This is a genomic window from Sorangium sp. So ce887, from assembly GCF_051521455.1.
In the GTDB taxonomy this organism is placed as follows: Bacteria; Myxococcota_A; Polyangia; order Polyangiales; family Polyangiaceae; genus Sorangium.
Window position 1 is genome coordinate 5,750,864 of the sequence record NZ_CP150354.1, and the last position, 14,499, is coordinate 5,765,362.

Consider the following 14,499-nt stretch of genomic DNA (forward strand, 5'->3'; position numbering starts at 1 on the left):
AACACCGGACCGGTTGAAACCGCGACAGAATCGACGGGAAGGAGGCAAGCAAACGAATCACGATCACCCCGACTCCTCAGCAAGACGTGCGCGCCCGAGGCCGAATCGAAAGATCACGCGATCTCGCTCGCAACGTCCCCCCGACCGGGCCGGGATCGTCACCGAGGACCTCGCCGCGAGGAGCGCGGGGGGCGCGCTGGCAGACACGGATCAGGGCTCGCTCGCCTGCGTCATCCTGCAGCGCAACGCGGCGCGCAAGCGGCCAGACGAGCCGGGCGAGCCGTTCGCGGCCGTCGGGTCAAATTTCCCCGGGGGGTCGGCTTGCGTCGGAGGCGATCGGCCCGGACGCTCTGCCGCACGGGCGCTCCACGGCACGCCCACGCGCGCCGCGGGAGCACTCCCCCGACGCCGACCGGGTGAATGTTAGAAACAGCGGGCGCACCGAAGCACCAGAATACGGAGGACCTATGCGAACTTACCGAAGACACATTGGCACAGCCATTGCTTTTATTCTATCCCTTGTAGCTCAGGCCGCTGATGCGGCCGTCACCGTCAACATCCTTCAGCCGAGCAACGCGATCATCGACGGCGGCACGGTCCCGGTGCGCGTCGCCGCGTCGTCGCCAGAGGACATCTACTACGTCGAGGCGGAGTTCGAGGGGCTCACCATCGAGCTCGCGCCGACGGGAGACGGCTACTTCGAGGGGGCGTTCGATCTCGGCGAGCTCGGTGGCGACCTCCCCTACGGCCCTTATGTCGTGATGGTCAACGCGTACAGCACGTTCGGCGAGGCGGCGAGCGACCAGGGCACCGTGCACCAGTACGCGCCGCCGACCCTCTGGTGGAACGTGCTGCCGCACGACGCCCTCCCGGCGGGCAAGCGCTTCGAGGCGAAGTGCATCCCGACCCCGCCGTACGAGTGCAAGACCCTCTCGGCGACGTTCCGCAGCGACGAAGGAGGCGGCTACGCGCTCTTCGCCGAGAGAGATCGGCCCTACCCGTACCCTCCGCAGCCTGTGCCGGGGCGGCTTTACGTCAAGGAGGGGGCGTACGGCTATTCCGGCGCGATCCCCTCGGGCAGAACGTACACGCTCACGATCGAGGCCAGCGACTACGTAGGGCCCACAATCACAAAGACGATCGGCCCCATCCACGTCGACCGGAGCCCGAGGCTCACCGCCGTCCAGCGCGCTCCTGGCAACATCCTCGATTTCGATGCCACGCGGTTTCTCTTCGTGGATCATTATCGGCGCCTCGGGATCTCGGATCGGAACACGCAGGAGGTGACGTGGATTGAGACCCTCACCCACACGAGCACCCCGCTCAGCGCGGTCTACGGGGCGCTCACGCCGTCGGGGTCGGTGTACCAGTCGACGACCGGCGTCATCCTCGCCTGGGTCAACGGCGTGCGGCGCACGATCGCGAGCGTGAACCACGCGCCGCGCCTCGACGCGGTGAACGGCGACACGGTGATATGGACGGCGAACGGCGACGACTGGGCCCTCGCGCACACGCTGTCGACGGGCACGAACCGGACCCTCTGGCTCCGCCCGGGGAGCCGATCGCCGTTCCAGGCCGACGTTTCGGCTTCGGGCGACATCTTCTTCGGCACCTACGAAAGAGCGTCCATCGTCGGGCCGGGCAACGCGCTCCTCGGGGATCAAGCGGGCAACCTGCAGCGGCCGATCACCGACGGGACCAACGTCGTCGGCCGGTGGTGGGACGGGATGACGAGCTCCAGCTACCTGTACACGGCGGATGGAGAGGAGGTGTTCCTGGGCGACTCGCTCACCAACACCTCGGCCGGGCTGCTGGCGCACGCGGGCCACGCCGGCTTCCTGAAGAGCGATGGCGATGTCAACCAGGTATGGCTGCGGACCCCCGACGGCGAGCAGCACCCGATCAGCGACTTTCCGACGTCGAGCCGGTTCGATCAAGCGAAGCTCCGGGTCGGCCACGACGGTATCAGCGACACCGGAGAGGTCCTGTTCCTGAACGAGGACAAGCGCTATCTCGGCCGGCCCGGGGGAGCGCCCGAGCCCATCAGCACGGACCTCGGGCACGGTCGCTGGGTCGACGGGAGCTGGCACGTGGCGATCGGCAACACGCTGTTCCAGGTCTCGAGCACGGAAGTCGCCGTCGCGCGGCTCGCCGCGCCGGGGATCGGGGCGTTCGCGCCGGCGGAGGGCCTCGGCGATCCCGAGGAGCTGTCCACGTCGTTCGCCGAGGACGCGGTGCTCGATTCGACGGTGTGGGCTCGCGATCTGCACGAGCCCGACGCGCTGCCGGCGCTGGACGACGGCTCCCTGCTGGGCGACGTCGACGAGGACACGGGCGCCGACATCGCGCCGGCCGGGGCGGGGTGCAGCACCTCTGGCCCGGCGGGCTCCACCGGCGGCGTCGCTGCGCTCGCCGCGGCGCTGGCGGGCCTCGCGCTCGCGCGCCGGGGCCGCGCGCGGCCGTAGCGCGCCCCGCGGCACCTCGCCGCTGACGAGGGGTTCCGGGAGCTCCGGAACCTCGCCGGCAGAGTGGCCCTCGCCCGCGACGTCTGATATAACGGATGTCCGTCCACGGCCTGGCCTGGTCCGGCTCGACGCGCGGGGCCGCCGGGCGATGAAGCGCATCGGCTCGGCAACGGATCGCCGTTCATGGTCTCATGTCGCGAGCATCGCGCGCCCGTCTCGCCGGGACCGGCGGCGGCGCCTGGAAGTACACGCGACCCCCCAGAAATCAAGGAGATCCCAGCGCATGCGATTTCGTCCGGATCCCACGTTCTACCCGTCGCCGCGCCTGGCGATGGAAGCGCCGCCCGAGCGGCTGGCCTACGTGACCGCGTTCGACGCGGGCGCCGCGCTGAAGCGCCCGGGCAACCTTCGCCACGACGCGCTCACCGTCGTCGACCTCGATCCGAGATCGCCGGCGTATGGCACCCTCGTCTCGGTCAACGAGGTGCCGACCTACGGCGACGAGCTCCACCACTCGGGCTGGAACGCGTGCAGCGCCGCCCTGTGCCCGTACGCGCCGCACCCCCACGTGGAGCGCCGCTTTCTCCTGCTCCCGGCGCTCCGCTCGTCGAACATCTTCGTCTTCGACGTCAAGCGGGACCCGCGCCGCCCCGAGCTCGTCCACACGGTCCGGGCCGAGGAGATCGCCAAGCGAGCCGGCTACTCGCGCCCGCACACGCTGCACTGCGGCCCCGACGGCATCTACGTGAGCGCGCTCGGCAACCCCGAGGGCGAAGGGCCGGGAGGCATCTTCGTGCTCGACTGCGAGAGCTTCGATGTGCTCGGCCGCTGGGAGATCGACCGCGGGCCGCAGTTCCTCCACTACGACTTCTGGTGGCACCTCGGCCACGATACGCTCCTCACGAGCGAGTGGGGGACGCCGAAGATGATCGAGGACGGCGTGAATCCGGAGCTCCTGCTCGGCAAGAAGTATGGCAACAGAGTTCACGTCTGGGACCTCCGCAAGCGCAAGCACCTCCAGGCGCTGGAGCTCGGCGACGAGCACCAGATGGCGCTGGAGCTCCGCCCCGCCCACGACCCGACAAAGGCCTACGGCTTCGTCGGCGTCGTCGTGAGCGTCAAGGACCTCTCCGCCTCGGTCTGGCTCTGGCATCGCGACGGCGAGAGGTGGGCGATCCGCAAGGTGATCGAGGTGCCGGCCGAGCCGGCGGAGCCCGACCTCCTGCCCCCGCTGCTCAAGGGCTTCAAGGCCGTCCCGCCCCTGATCACCGACATCAATCTCTCTCTCGACGACCGGTTCCTCTACGTGTCTTGCTGGGGCACAGGCGAGCTCCGCCAGTACGACGTGTCGGACCCGTTCCACCCGAAGCTGACCGGCTCGGTGCACCTCGGGGGCGTCGTGCGCAGGACGGCGCACCGCCGCTCCGGGCCGCTGCGCGGCGGGCCGCAAATGGTCGAGGTGAGCCGCGACGGGCGGCGCATCTACTTCACGAACTCGCTCTACGCGTCCTGGGACGAGCAGTTCTATCCCGAAGGCGTCGGCGGCTGGATGGCCAAGGTCGACGCGGCGCCGGGCGGCGGCCTCGCGCTCGACCCCGAGTTCTTCGTCGATTTCGGCCCCTTGCGCCCTCACCAGGTGAGGCTCGAGGGGGGCGACGCGTCCTCGGACTCGTTCTGCTATCCCTAGCCCGCCATGACACCCTGGCTCACGCTGGCGCTCCTCGGCGCTTATCACGGCATCAACCCGGGCATGGGCTGGCTGTTCGCGGTCGCCCTCGGCCTGCAGGAGAAGAGCAGCCGCGCGGTCCGGCGGGCGCTCGTCCCGATCGCGATCGGCCACGCCGCGTCGATCGGCCTCACGGTCGCGCTGCTCGGGCTCGGGCTCGCGAGCGTCCCCGCCGCGGCGCTCCGCTGGATCACGGCGGCCGCGCTCGTCGCGTTCGGCGTGCTCAAGCTCGTGAGGCCGCGCCACCCGAGGTGGGTCGGGATGCGCGTGGGCTTCCGCGATCTGACCTGGTGGTCCTTCCTGATGGCCACCGCGCACGGCGCCGGGCTCATGCTGCTTCCGGTCTTCCTGCTCGGCGCCGACAACCCGGCTCCGTGCCATGGCGGCGGATGTCACAACGCAGCTGGCCTGTCGCTGACGAGCCCCGCAGGCTACGTCGCCGCCGTCCTCGTGCACACCGCCGCCATGATGGCGGCGGCCGCCGCGGTCGCGCTCGTCGTCTACCACAAGCTCGGCGTCGCGATCCTCCGCACGGCCTGGTTCAACCTCGACCGCGCCTGGGCTGTCGCGCTCATCGGGGCCGGCATCCTCGCGGCCCTGCTCTGACGGCCGCTCCGCCGTTCACCCGCCCGTCAGTTCGCCACGACGATCTGCCATCGCTGCTCCTCGCCGCCGCTCCCCCGCTGCTCGATCGCGGCAGCGTCCTCGGTCGAGCCCTGGACGACCCCGATCATCTTGCCGCTGTTCTTGTTCCTGATCTGGAAATCGCCGCCGCCCAGATCGATGAACAGCCACGCCTGGTTGTCGCCGTCATGGTTCGTCCATTGCTTGAGCGCGATCCCGTCGCTCGTCGACTCGTCAGGGACGTCCAGCACCTTGCCGCTCTTGACGTTGGTCAGCCGGAAATGACCGGAGCTGTTGTAATTGAAGCTCCACTTCTGGTTGTCTCCTCCGTTGTCCGCGCTCTGGACCACCGCCGCCCCGTCCTCGGACGACGCGCCCACGACCTCCATCACCTTGCCGCTCTTCCTGTTCACGAGCTTGAAGTTGTTCGTCGCCCCGGTGACGCTGCCCGCCGCCGTGTCGATCGTGAGCGTGTTGTTCCAGCTCATGCTCATGGTCGTGTCCGAGGGAAACGAGATCGGCTGCCAGACATAGGTCGAGTCGTTGACCCGCCCGCTCCAGGCCCCCGCCCAGCGATCCCCCATGTACAGGTAGGCCGTCCCCGAGCTGCCCTGGACCGGGACCACGTAGGTCGACTGGGAGTGGTAGGTCGTGCCGTCGCCGACGTTGGTCATCGCCGACCAGCCCCTGTCGAGCGAGCGGGAGGTCGCGTACTTGGCCTGGTTGGGCGACCAGCCCGTGGCGCCGGAGGTCAGCAGGAAATAGGTCCCGTTCCGCTTGAACAGCGCCGGCGCCTCGCGGTGTCCGCCGGGGAAGAGCACGGCGGCCAGCTTCTCGACGGACAGGTAGTCCGGGCTCAGCGCGTAGAGGTTGAGATCGTAGTTCTCGTTCGAGGCGGAGATGAAATAGCCCTTGCCGTCGTCATCGACGAAGAGCCCGCAGTCCCGGGACATGTAACCGGGCTTGTCGTGGTCGATCACCCCGGTGCCCGCCATCGGCCGGAAGCTGCCGTGATACGTGTAGTCGCCGTCCACGGTGCTCGAGCTCGCGACCGCGGCCCGGGCCTCGCCGTAGTGCATCCCGTTCTCCCAGTGCATCCACATCACGTACTGGCCCGTGGACGCGTTGTAGACCACCTTCGGGCGCTCGATGTTGGCCGGGTCGAGGTCCTCGTCCGAGTCCATGGTCAGCACATGGTTCCTGAACTCCCAGCGCCGCAGATCGGCCGATCGGTAAGCGGAGACAGCATAGAACGTCCCGTCCGGGTTCCGGTTCTCGCCGAACCAGTAGTAGTAGGAACCCACCTTGATCACCCCTCCCCCGTGCGCCTGGATGGGATTGCCCGAGGTGTCGGCCCACTGGATCCCGTTGACCAGGGGCCCGACCGCCGGGAGCGGCTCCGGGCCCCCGCCCTCGCCGGCGGCGCCGCCCTCGCCGGGCGCACCGCCGCCGCCGGGCGCACCGCCGCCCGAGGCGCCGACCCCCGAGGACACGCCGTCGCCGGGCGCACCGCCGTCGCCGGGCGCACCGCCGCCCGAGGCGCCGACCCCCGAGGACCCGCCGTCCCCGGAGCGCGAGCTCCCAGGACGCGCTGCCGGGCCGGCATCGCAGGCCGCGAGGCCGAGCCCCGCGACCAGCAGGCACACCATCGGAGACAAGGAATCGAGACGCATGATGCCCTCCAGAAAGAGCACCATCTCCGGGCCTTCAACCGGGCTTGTCAAGGCCTTCCCGTGCGCCATGACAGCACTGGAATAATTCGCTCCCGTGCGAACTGCCAGCCTGGGCGATCTCGGCCTCGGCCGCCTGCCCTTGAGCGTATCCACATGAACGGATAGAGCCCTGCACCGCCATGGTCGCTTTATCGCCAGGATAATATTGTCAGCCAAGAGGCCGGCTGGCGCGGTGTTCCCGCCTCGTTGGGATCACGCGCAGCGCGCGCAGCGGGGTCATCGAGGCTTCGCGGCGTGGCGCGAGAGCGCTCACGGGTGCGCGATGAGCAGCAGCGTCTGCGCGCGCGCCATCACGCACTCCAGCGCCAGCCGGAGCGTCTCGGGATCCAGCGCCGCGAAGCTCTCATCGAGGATGATGAGGTCCGCGCCCTGGAGAATGGTCCGCGCGACATAGATACGGCTCTTTTCTCCGTGCGAGAGCTGCCAGCCTGTCTCACCCACCATCTGCATCATGCCCCCCGGCATCCGATCGAGCAGCCCCCCCAGGCCGAGCTCACGGCAGAGCTCCTCGGCCTCCTCGAGGTCGACGATCCGGGGTGGCCACTGCCGGCCGAGCAGCAAATTGAAGGCGAATGGCGCCGAGAGGATGTGATTCTCGTGGAACTGAGGCGCGGACGCGACGTGACGGCGCCAGCCCGCGAGGCCGAGCGTGGACCTGTCGAGCCCGCGAATCAACAAGAGCCCCTGGCTCGGGACGCGCAACCCCGCGAGGATCGCGCCGAAGGTGGACTTGCCGCTCCCCGAGGCGCCCTCGAGCAGGAGCCGCTCCCCGGCGTGGACCTTCAGGCTGCAGTCGCGCAGCGCAGGCGCGTGTCGCCCGGCGTGCCGGAACGAGATGGACTGCGCGTCGAGCAGGATCTCGCTCGGCGCGACGCTCCGGCGCGAGACGGTCGCGAGCGCCGCCGTCGTCGTCACCTCGGCGCGGGCCGACGCGCGCTGGAGCGGGGCCGCCTGCTCCCACGCCACGGCGGCGCCCAGCAGATCCGCGAGCCCCGTGACGAGCGTGCGGAAGGCGCGGAAGCCGAGCAGGATCCCCCCGAGCGCCACCGCGAGGGCCGAAGGCTCTGCCGTCCCCGCGACGAACGCAGGCCCGAGCGTGGCGATGCCCACGACCAGCCACCCGCGCGGCACCATGACCGCCAGCAAGGCGTACACGCGATCGAGTCGCCTGGACGACGCGAGGTAGCGCTCGAGCGCCAGATCGTCGGCCTCGTACCAGCGCTCCGGGACTTCCTGCGCCACCCGCGTCCTGTGCCCCACGATCTTCTCGATGAGCGCGTGGGTCATCTCCAGCCGCGCGCGCGTCCATCGCCGGCGCTGCTGCAGGTAGATCGCCGCGACGATCGCGGTCAGCCCTGCCCAGGCGGCAAGCCCGAGGAGCTGCGCCAGCCCGCTCGGCCCGGAGCCGAGCACGAACGCCGCCATGATCAGCTCGACCACGGCCACGACCCAGATCAGCCCGCCTCCCACGGTGAGCGCCTCGAGGGCGTCGGCCTCGATCACCCGGCCGAGCAGCTGCCCCGCGCCCTCGTGCCGTATCTCGCCCGGATCGAGCAGCAGCGACCCGGACAGGAGCCGTTGCTTGATCACGTTGCCCAGCTCGACCCCTACGAGCCCCGCGAGCCAGCCCGACAGGACCCTGAACGGCAAGGTGCTGAGGAGCAGGAACGCCCACGCGATCAGCCATGACAGCTCGATGTGCCCGCCCAGCACGCTGCTCCCCACGACCCACCAGGAGAGCAGGAAGAGGGCATACTCGACGGCGCGCGCGAGGAGGAGCACGGCCAGCTTTCGCCCCCACCGCGCCTGGGCGAGCAGCCCTCGCAGCCCCGTGTCCGGCGAGCGGCGGAGCAGGAAGCACCCCCGGATCACGGTGCCGCCGAGCTGCTCGCGGAGGATCGCGTGGCGCGCACGATCGCGCTTTCGCTGCGGGACGGCGGCGGACTCGAGCGCGAGCTCGACCGCGGGCAGGAGCGGCGTCTCGACGATCTCGCAGAAGGCCGACCGCACCGCCTCGAACGCGACCTCGATCGGCTCGTCCTCCGTGGTGCGGAGGCACACCCTGCCCCGGCGGACCCCGACGAGGACGAGAAAACGCGGCTCGGGGCCGAAGAGCCGCAGGATGGCCGGCCCCGCATGGCGAACGAGATCGTCCACGTCCTTGTAGCGGGCCTCGACGAACTCGGCCTCGAGTCCGAGCCAGCTCGCCGCGCCTTCCATCCATCGCGTGAGCGCGAGGCCCCCGGGCTGAACGAGATCGGCAGGCGGCGCGGGGACCCCCGTGGCGCGCACGGGGAGCCCGGCCGCGCGCGCCAGGACCTCCAGCGCCTCTCCCAGACGGTGCGGAGGCCAGCACACCTGCGGCGGGAGGAAGCTCACGAGGCGCGCTCTTGCTCCACGACGCGGCCACCCGCCATCCGCAGCCGGCGCCATGCGGCGCTCGTCCAGATCTCCTTTCGGACCTGCTCCTCGGCGTCGAGCAGGGCGCGGTATCGCGAGCCGGCGCGCGCCGCGAGCTCGGCGGGAGCGCCGTCCTCAACGACGCGCCCGTCATCGACCACAACGACGCGATCGAAGGCGTGCGTCTCCGTGAGATCGTGGGTGATGCAGAGCATCGTCGTCCCTGCCCAGGCCGCGCGGCTCCGCGCGAGCAGCGCGCGGCGAAGCTCGCGGTCGAGCCCGCGGAACGGCTCGTCGAGCAGGACGAGCCGCGGGCGCGCGCGCAAGAGCGCGCGGCCGAGCCGCACGCGCTGCCCTTCCCCTCCGGAGACGAGCGCGCCGCCCTCCCCGAGCGACGTCTGCAGGCCGTTCGGCATCGCCTCGAGCACGCGCGAGAGCTCGACCTCCTCGATCACGCGCCCGACCCCATCGAGGCCGCCGGCGCCGTAAGCGAGGTTGTCGAGGAACGAGGTGTTCCAGAGCTGGACCGAGGGATCGACCCAGGCCGTCCGCCGCCGCAGCGCCTCGATCCGGGCGGCGCCGAGCGGCTCCTCGTCGACCAGCACCCGGCCCGCGCTGGGGCGGTGCCAGCCGAGGAGCAGGCCCACGAGCGTCGACTTGCCCGCCCCCGACGCGCCCACGACCGCGACGTGCTCGCCCGGCGAGATCGCGAGATCGACGCCCCTCAGGATCCGGTGTCCGGCGGCGACGACCTCGACCCCCTCGAAGCGCAGCGCCACGGGCGCGTCCTCGTCGAGCGGGGGCTCGGCCCGCCCGTCGCCGCTCGGCTCGCGAGGCTCCTCCAGCGCTCCAAGCGGCTCGAGCAACCGCAGCGCGACGTTGCGGAGCGGCGGGAGCTGCCTGGCCAGGAGGGCGATCTCCTGCCCGATCGCCGGGATGTTCAACGCCCAGAACAGGAGGAGGAGCGTGCCCGACGTGCCCTGCATGCGGTGCAGGCAGCCGACGAACATCCACACGGCGAAGCCGAGGGCGATCAGCGTGCTGAAGAGATCCGTCGCCACGATGGCGCGCAGCAGCCCCTTGGCAGCCCTCGCCCACTCGACGAGCAAGCCCTCGTGCTCCCTGCGGACCAGCCGCTCTCCGCCGTGCGTGCGGACGGCCGTCAACCCGAGTAGCGCGTCGAGATAGAAGCGGGTGAGCGCTCCGGCGTGGTTGCGGACGCGCAGGTCGCGCTCCATGAGCGGCGTCTGGACGACCAGGGGGACCAGGATGGACGCGGCGGCCGCGGCGAACGCGACCGGGGTGCTCTCGGGGTCGAGCCAGGCGATGCCGACGGCGCAGAGGACGATCTCCAGCGTATGGCGCAAGAACCTGCCGGCGAGCTCGGGGATCTGGCGGAGCCTGTGGCTGTTGTGGCAGCGCTCGGCCATGTCGGACGTCGGACGGCTCTGGAGGTAGCGGTCCCCGAGCCGAGGGATCTTTTGCACGAAGGCGACGCGCAGGCGCGCCTCGATGTGCCGCCCGAGCCATCCGGTGCCGAGCGCGATGGGCACCTCGAGGAGCAGCAGGACGCCCAGGAAGAGGAGCAGGGCGCCCAGCGCGCCCAGGCGTTGCTCGAAGAGCGCGAGCCTCGCGCCCACGTCGAGCAGGCTCTTGAAGAAGAGCGCCATGGCCGCCACCCCCACCGCCGTGACGCCGATGCCGGCGGCGAGCATCGAGGTCGGGAGCAGGCCGGTCTCGCGGACGAGGCGCAAGAGCTCCCTGCCAGGGCGCGCGTCGGGCTCCCGCAGCGCCGCTGTGAGCTCCGGAGAACGCGGCGCCGGGACGGGGGCGCCGTCGCCCGCCGCTGCCCTCCGCACGCCGCGCACCGCGACGAGCACCGCCCCGCGCAGCGCGAGGCGCTCGACGCCGTCGGGCGCCTCCGGCGCGGGACGGACGCACCAGAACATCTCGGGGATGACCGAGGTCTCGTCGCCTTCGGCCGCGGCTTCTCTCGCCTCGCGCACGAGGTGCTCGAGCAGCCGAGCCGCTCTGGGGCCGTAGCTCAGGCCGCCGGACGCGGTGATCGAGTCGACCATCCTCACCGCGGCGTCGAGCCTCGCCGTGCCCATCCACCCGGCCTCCGCGAGCGCCTCGCCGACCAGCCGGGCCCCGCCGTCTTCGATCCCGACGCGGGTGCACCGCTCGCGGAGCACCCGCAGGAACGCCGGTGACCCCGAGAACGAAGCCCAGTCCGAGGCCGGGATCGACGACGTGTGAAGGTACACGTCCTCGAGGAGCCCGCGGCGCGTGATCCAGCGGCGGCCCGACGCCGGATCCATGAGCTGCACGAACGGCCCGAAGCGCCTCCAGAGCACGACGAAGTGCGGGGCCCCGCTCGGCACGCGCACGACGAGGAGCGCCGGGATCGCCTGTGCCTCGGGGAGCAGGAGGTGATCGATCGGCATCATCACCTGCTCGGCCTCCAGGCCGAGCTCGATCGCGACCTCCTCGATCGTGTCGATGGATGTCCCGTCGACGTCCGTCTGGCATGCCTCGCGCAGCCGGCCGTAGCTGACGTGCACCCCGAACCCTTCGAGCAGGCACTTGAGCGACGCCGGCCCGCAATCCATGGCCGACGTCTGCACGACCTCCGGGGCGATAAAGCGCCGACGCGTCATCACGGATCAGCGGCTCGCCCCGTCGCCCGCCCGGCCACGCTCGAGCATCCGGCCTGCGGCGCGGAGCACGAGCTCCGCCGGCAGAACCCGCTCGACCTCCACCTCCACGGCGCCCGGGAGCCCGTGCTGCATCGGGATCGCCGGCGGCCCGCTGCCCGCGATGCTCAGCTCCACCCGCACCTTCCCGTCGCGAACCTCGCTGCCGACGCTCTCGACCGAGAGCGGCAGCGTGCCATATTCGGCCCACGGGAACCCGGCCAAACGCAGCCGGGCCGCCTGGCCGGGGCGAACGCGCCCGAGCACCACCTCCGGCGAGAAATCGGCGGTGACCTGCAGCTGCCCGGGGGGAACGACGGCGCCGAGCCGGGCCCCCTTCGCCACCACGGAGCCGGCCCGGAGCACCGCGACCTCACCCAGCTTGCCGCTGACCGGGGCGCGGATGCTCCGCAGATCGATCTCGTGCTGCAGCGCCTCGATCGCCACGAGCTCCTGCGCCTTCTGCCCTTGCAAGAGCTCGATCTCCCGCGAAAGCTTCGCGATCTCCGCCTCGATCTCGCTCCGCTTCAGGCGGCTCTCCGCGTCGATGCGACCGACCGCCACCTCCAGCGCATCGGCGCTGGCGCGCTTCAGCCGCCCCTCGGAGATCATCTTGGCGAGATCGGCCGCCGAGACGAGCGCCTGCTCCCGGAGCGCCGCGGACCGCTGCGCCTCGGACTGGGCATAATCGGCCAGCACCATGGCGCCCCGGTGCTGGGCGCGCGCCTCCGCGACCTGCGCCCGCGCGACCCGTCCGTGCTCGCCGAGCGCCCGCGAGTTGGTCTCGACCTCGCGATCCAGCGGCCCGAGCTGCGCCGTGATGCTCTCGACGCGAACCCGCTTTGCAGACAGCTCGATCTCCAGCGCCCTTGTGTCGAGCACGACGAGCACCTCCCCCGCCTCGACCCACCTGTCGAGCACGAGGCTCGACGACACAACCCGCCCTTCGACGACCGGCTCGATCGGGTGCGTGGCCACCTCGACCTCGACGCGCGCCTCGGAGCTCACCGCATAGACCGAGACGCGAAAGAGGAAGAACCACGCGCTCCACAGCCCGCACAGCAGCACGGCGACGACCAGCACCTGGATCGGGCGGCGAGCTCCGTCGGCGGCCAGGGCGCGAAGGGAACGGTGAAAAGGTGCAGACATACCGCTGTTCTGTACGAGAGCGAGTGGGAGGGCGCGCCTTCAGCGGGGAAGATCCGCCGGCGGGCCCGTGATCTCACGGCGCGGCTGGCGCGGAGCCGTCCCCGCCCGAACCCTGCGGGGACGCCCTGCGTCGACGATATCACAAGCGGGCGCGAGACGCGTCCCGGCAGGGCTCAGGCCGCTTTTCTGCGCTTGATGGTGACCTTCGGCAGCACGCGCAAGAACCGCTGGTCGCCTCGCAGGTAATGGTCCAGCAGATCATCCCAGGCACGGTAGTTGAGCTCGAGCACGAGCAACATGTAGCTCATCGCGAGGCGCTGGATCGCGGGAGAGACCGTCTTCACCTCCGACATGAACAGCCGCGGGATGCTGGTGTGATGGTACTTCTCGTTGAGCAAGATGTGCTTGTCGAGCGCCATGAACTCCCCGATGAGCTTCTTGTACGGCTCGTCCAGCGGAGAATCGACGCCGAGCACACCTTCGGTGATGAAGATGGACACCACGTACGCGACGGGATCCAGCACGCCGAGCTGCGTGAACACATCCACGTACGCGAAATGCAGAGGCAGCGGCTGGGCGCTCTGGATCTCCTCCTCGGACAGGCCCAGCTCGCGGCAGCTCTGGTACTCGAGCACGTCGTGTCCGACCTCTTCTGCGTAGTACCGGAAGGCCTTCGCGCGCAGCGTCGCGTTGAGCCGCTTGGGCAGGATCGCCGCGACGATCTCGGGGAAACGGGTCGTCACGTGGTAGTCCTGCAGGTAGCGCCCGTGCACCAGGATGACATCGGCGTCCGGCGCGCTGAGCTCCTTCAGGTACGCGGGGATCCCGACGCGGCTCGTGACCTCGCGCGCCACGCGCTCGACCTCCAGCATGAACCCGATGCCCGTCAGGCACTCCTTCGGCTCGTAGGTCGCGACGCAGAAGCGCTTGGCCCTGGAAGGATCCGTCCCGCTGACGAGGCATTCCGCCAGGCCGTTGAGGTGGCGTTGCGCGTCCGGGCTCGAGTACGACCCGCCGGTCAGCTCGCTGATCAGCTCATCGAGGACGACCTCCCCTGCCTGCGCGCTCGTGAGCCGAACCTCGAGCGACAAGAGCGCCTGCGTGCAGCACACGAGCGAGAGCGGCGCCTGAACTCGCTGGTAGAGCGCCTGCACCATGGCGATCTGCTGATAGAAGTTGTCGAGCGCCAGGATCTCGGGAGAGCTGAGCGGCCTCGTGTCCGTCACGGGCAGCGGGCGCTCCAGCGGCAGGGTCCGCGAGAATTCCAGCGTCAGGTCAAGGAAATGCTGGCGGAGAGTCCGCGCGTGAGAGAGGAGCGCCTGGCGCCCCCCGGGCCCCACGTCCGTCACGACCTGCTCGACGCAGGTGGAGATCCAGCCGCGCAGCTTCGCGATCTCGGCGTCGCGGCGGCCCTTCACCTCCGGCGCGGCGTCGCACAGCAAGCCCAGGTAATCCATCGTCTGGAGCAGATCACGCCAGTCGGAGTCCGGGGAGGCGGACAGCACCTCCTTCCACACCTTCGAGCCGGGCTCTCGAAGGGCGTCGAGCCGGCTCACGACGTCCCGCGCGGCCGTGCCCTCCCCGTGCTCGATCACGTACTCGTTGACGTCGGCGGTGACGAGCACCTCCCCGGTGGCGTCGTCGAGACGCACGCCCGAGATCGCGAGATAAGGAGATTCATACTTTGTAATGTTCCAGGCTTCCAT

The 14,499-nt window shown here is 70.5% G+C and carries 8 protein-coding genes; 3 read left to right on the forward strand and 5 right to left on the reverse strand.

Translation table 11 applies throughout. The features are described 5' to 3' along the window. Nucleotides 1-467: 467 nt before the first annotated feature. From WMF36_RS21510 to WMF36_RS21520, 3 genes are all read left to right on the forward strand, one after another. Nucleotides 468-2,465, forward strand: coding sequence for a hypothetical protein (locus tag WMF36_RS21510; RefSeq protein WP_437581490.1), 1,998 nt, complete (start codon nucleotides 468-470; stop codon nucleotides 2,463-2,465). A gap of 283 nt (nucleotides 2,466-2,748) precedes the next feature. Continuing rightward, nucleotides 2,749-4,152, forward strand: a complete 1,404-nt coding sequence (locus tag WMF36_RS21515; RefSeq protein ID WP_437581491.1) for a selenium-binding protein SBP56-related protein — start codon at nucleotides 2,749-2,751, stop codon at nucleotides 4,150-4,152. Nucleotides 4,153-4,158: 6 nt separating this feature from the next. Beyond that, on the forward strand, nucleotides 4,159-4,797 hold the full coding sequence (locus WMF36_RS21520) for a hypothetical protein (RefSeq protein WP_437581492.1): 639 nt from the start codon (nucleotides 4,159-4,161) through the stop codon (nucleotides 4,795-4,797). 26 nt (nucleotides 4,798-4,823) lie between these two features. On the opposite strand, the gene WMF36_RS21525 is transcribed toward WMF36_RS21520, so the two are convergent. From WMF36_RS21525 to WMF36_RS21545, 5 genes are all read right to left on the reverse strand, one after another. Next, complete coding sequence (locus WMF36_RS21525) at nucleotides 4,824-6,488, reverse strand: RICIN domain-containing protein (protein WP_437581493.1); 1,665 nt, start codon at nucleotides 6,486-6,488, stop codon at nucleotides 4,824-4,826. A 309-nt stretch (nucleotides 6,489-6,797) separates the two neighbouring features. Then, on the reverse strand, nucleotides 6,798-8,927 hold the full coding sequence (locus tag WMF36_RS21530; RefSeq protein WP_437581494.1) for an ATP-binding cassette domain-containing protein: 2,130 nt from the start codon (nucleotides 8,925-8,927) through the stop codon (nucleotides 6,798-6,800). After that, complete coding sequence (locus tag WMF36_RS21535) at nucleotides 8,924-11,608, reverse strand: ATP-binding cassette domain-containing protein (protein ID WP_437581495.1); 2,685 nt, start codon at nucleotides 11,606-11,608, stop codon at nucleotides 8,924-8,926. The genes WMF36_RS21530 and WMF36_RS21535 overlap by 4 nt, the downstream gene beginning before the upstream one ends. A gap of 6 nt (nucleotides 11,609-11,614) precedes the next feature. Beyond that, nucleotides 11,615-12,793, reverse strand: coding sequence for an HlyD family secretion protein (locus tag WMF36_RS21540; RefSeq protein ID WP_437581496.1), 1,179 nt, complete (start codon nucleotides 12,791-12,793; stop codon nucleotides 11,615-11,617). Between the two features lie 173 nt (nucleotides 12,794-12,966). Next, entirely contained in the window at nucleotides 12,967-14,499 is a 1,533-nt protein-coding gene (locus WMF36_RS21545; protein ID WP_437581497.1) for a hypothetical protein, read from the reverse strand.

Excerpts from the sequence above, each read along its gene's own strand:
- WMF36_RS21510 (WP_437581490.1), top strand. The coding sequence starts at position 468 with ATGCGAACTTACCGAAGACACATTGGCACAGCCATTGCTTTTATTCTA.
- WMF36_RS21515 (WP_437581491.1), top strand. The coding sequence starts at position 2,749 with ATGCGATTTCGTCCGGATCCCACGTTCTACCCGTCGCCGCGCCTGGCG.
- WMF36_RS21520 (WP_437581492.1), top strand. The coding sequence starts at position 4,159 with ATGACACCCTGGCTCACGCTGGCGCTCCTCGGCGCTTATCACGGCATC.
- WMF36_RS21525 (WP_437581493.1), bottom strand. The coding sequence starts at position 6,488 with ATGCGTCTCGATTCCTTGTCTCCGATGGTGTGCCTGCTGGTCGCGGGG.
- WMF36_RS21535 (WP_437581495.1), bottom strand. The coding sequence starts at position 11,608 with ATGACGCGTCGGCGCTTTATCGCCCCGGAGGTCGTGCAGACGTCGGCC.
- WMF36_RS21540 (WP_437581496.1), bottom strand. The coding sequence starts at position 12,793 with ATGTCTGCACCTTTTCACCGTTCCCTTCGCGCCCTGGCCGCCGACGGA.
- WMF36_RS21545 (WP_437581497.1), bottom strand. The coding sequence starts at position 14,499 with ATGGAAGCCTGGAACATTACAAAGTATGAATCTCCTTATCTCGCGATC.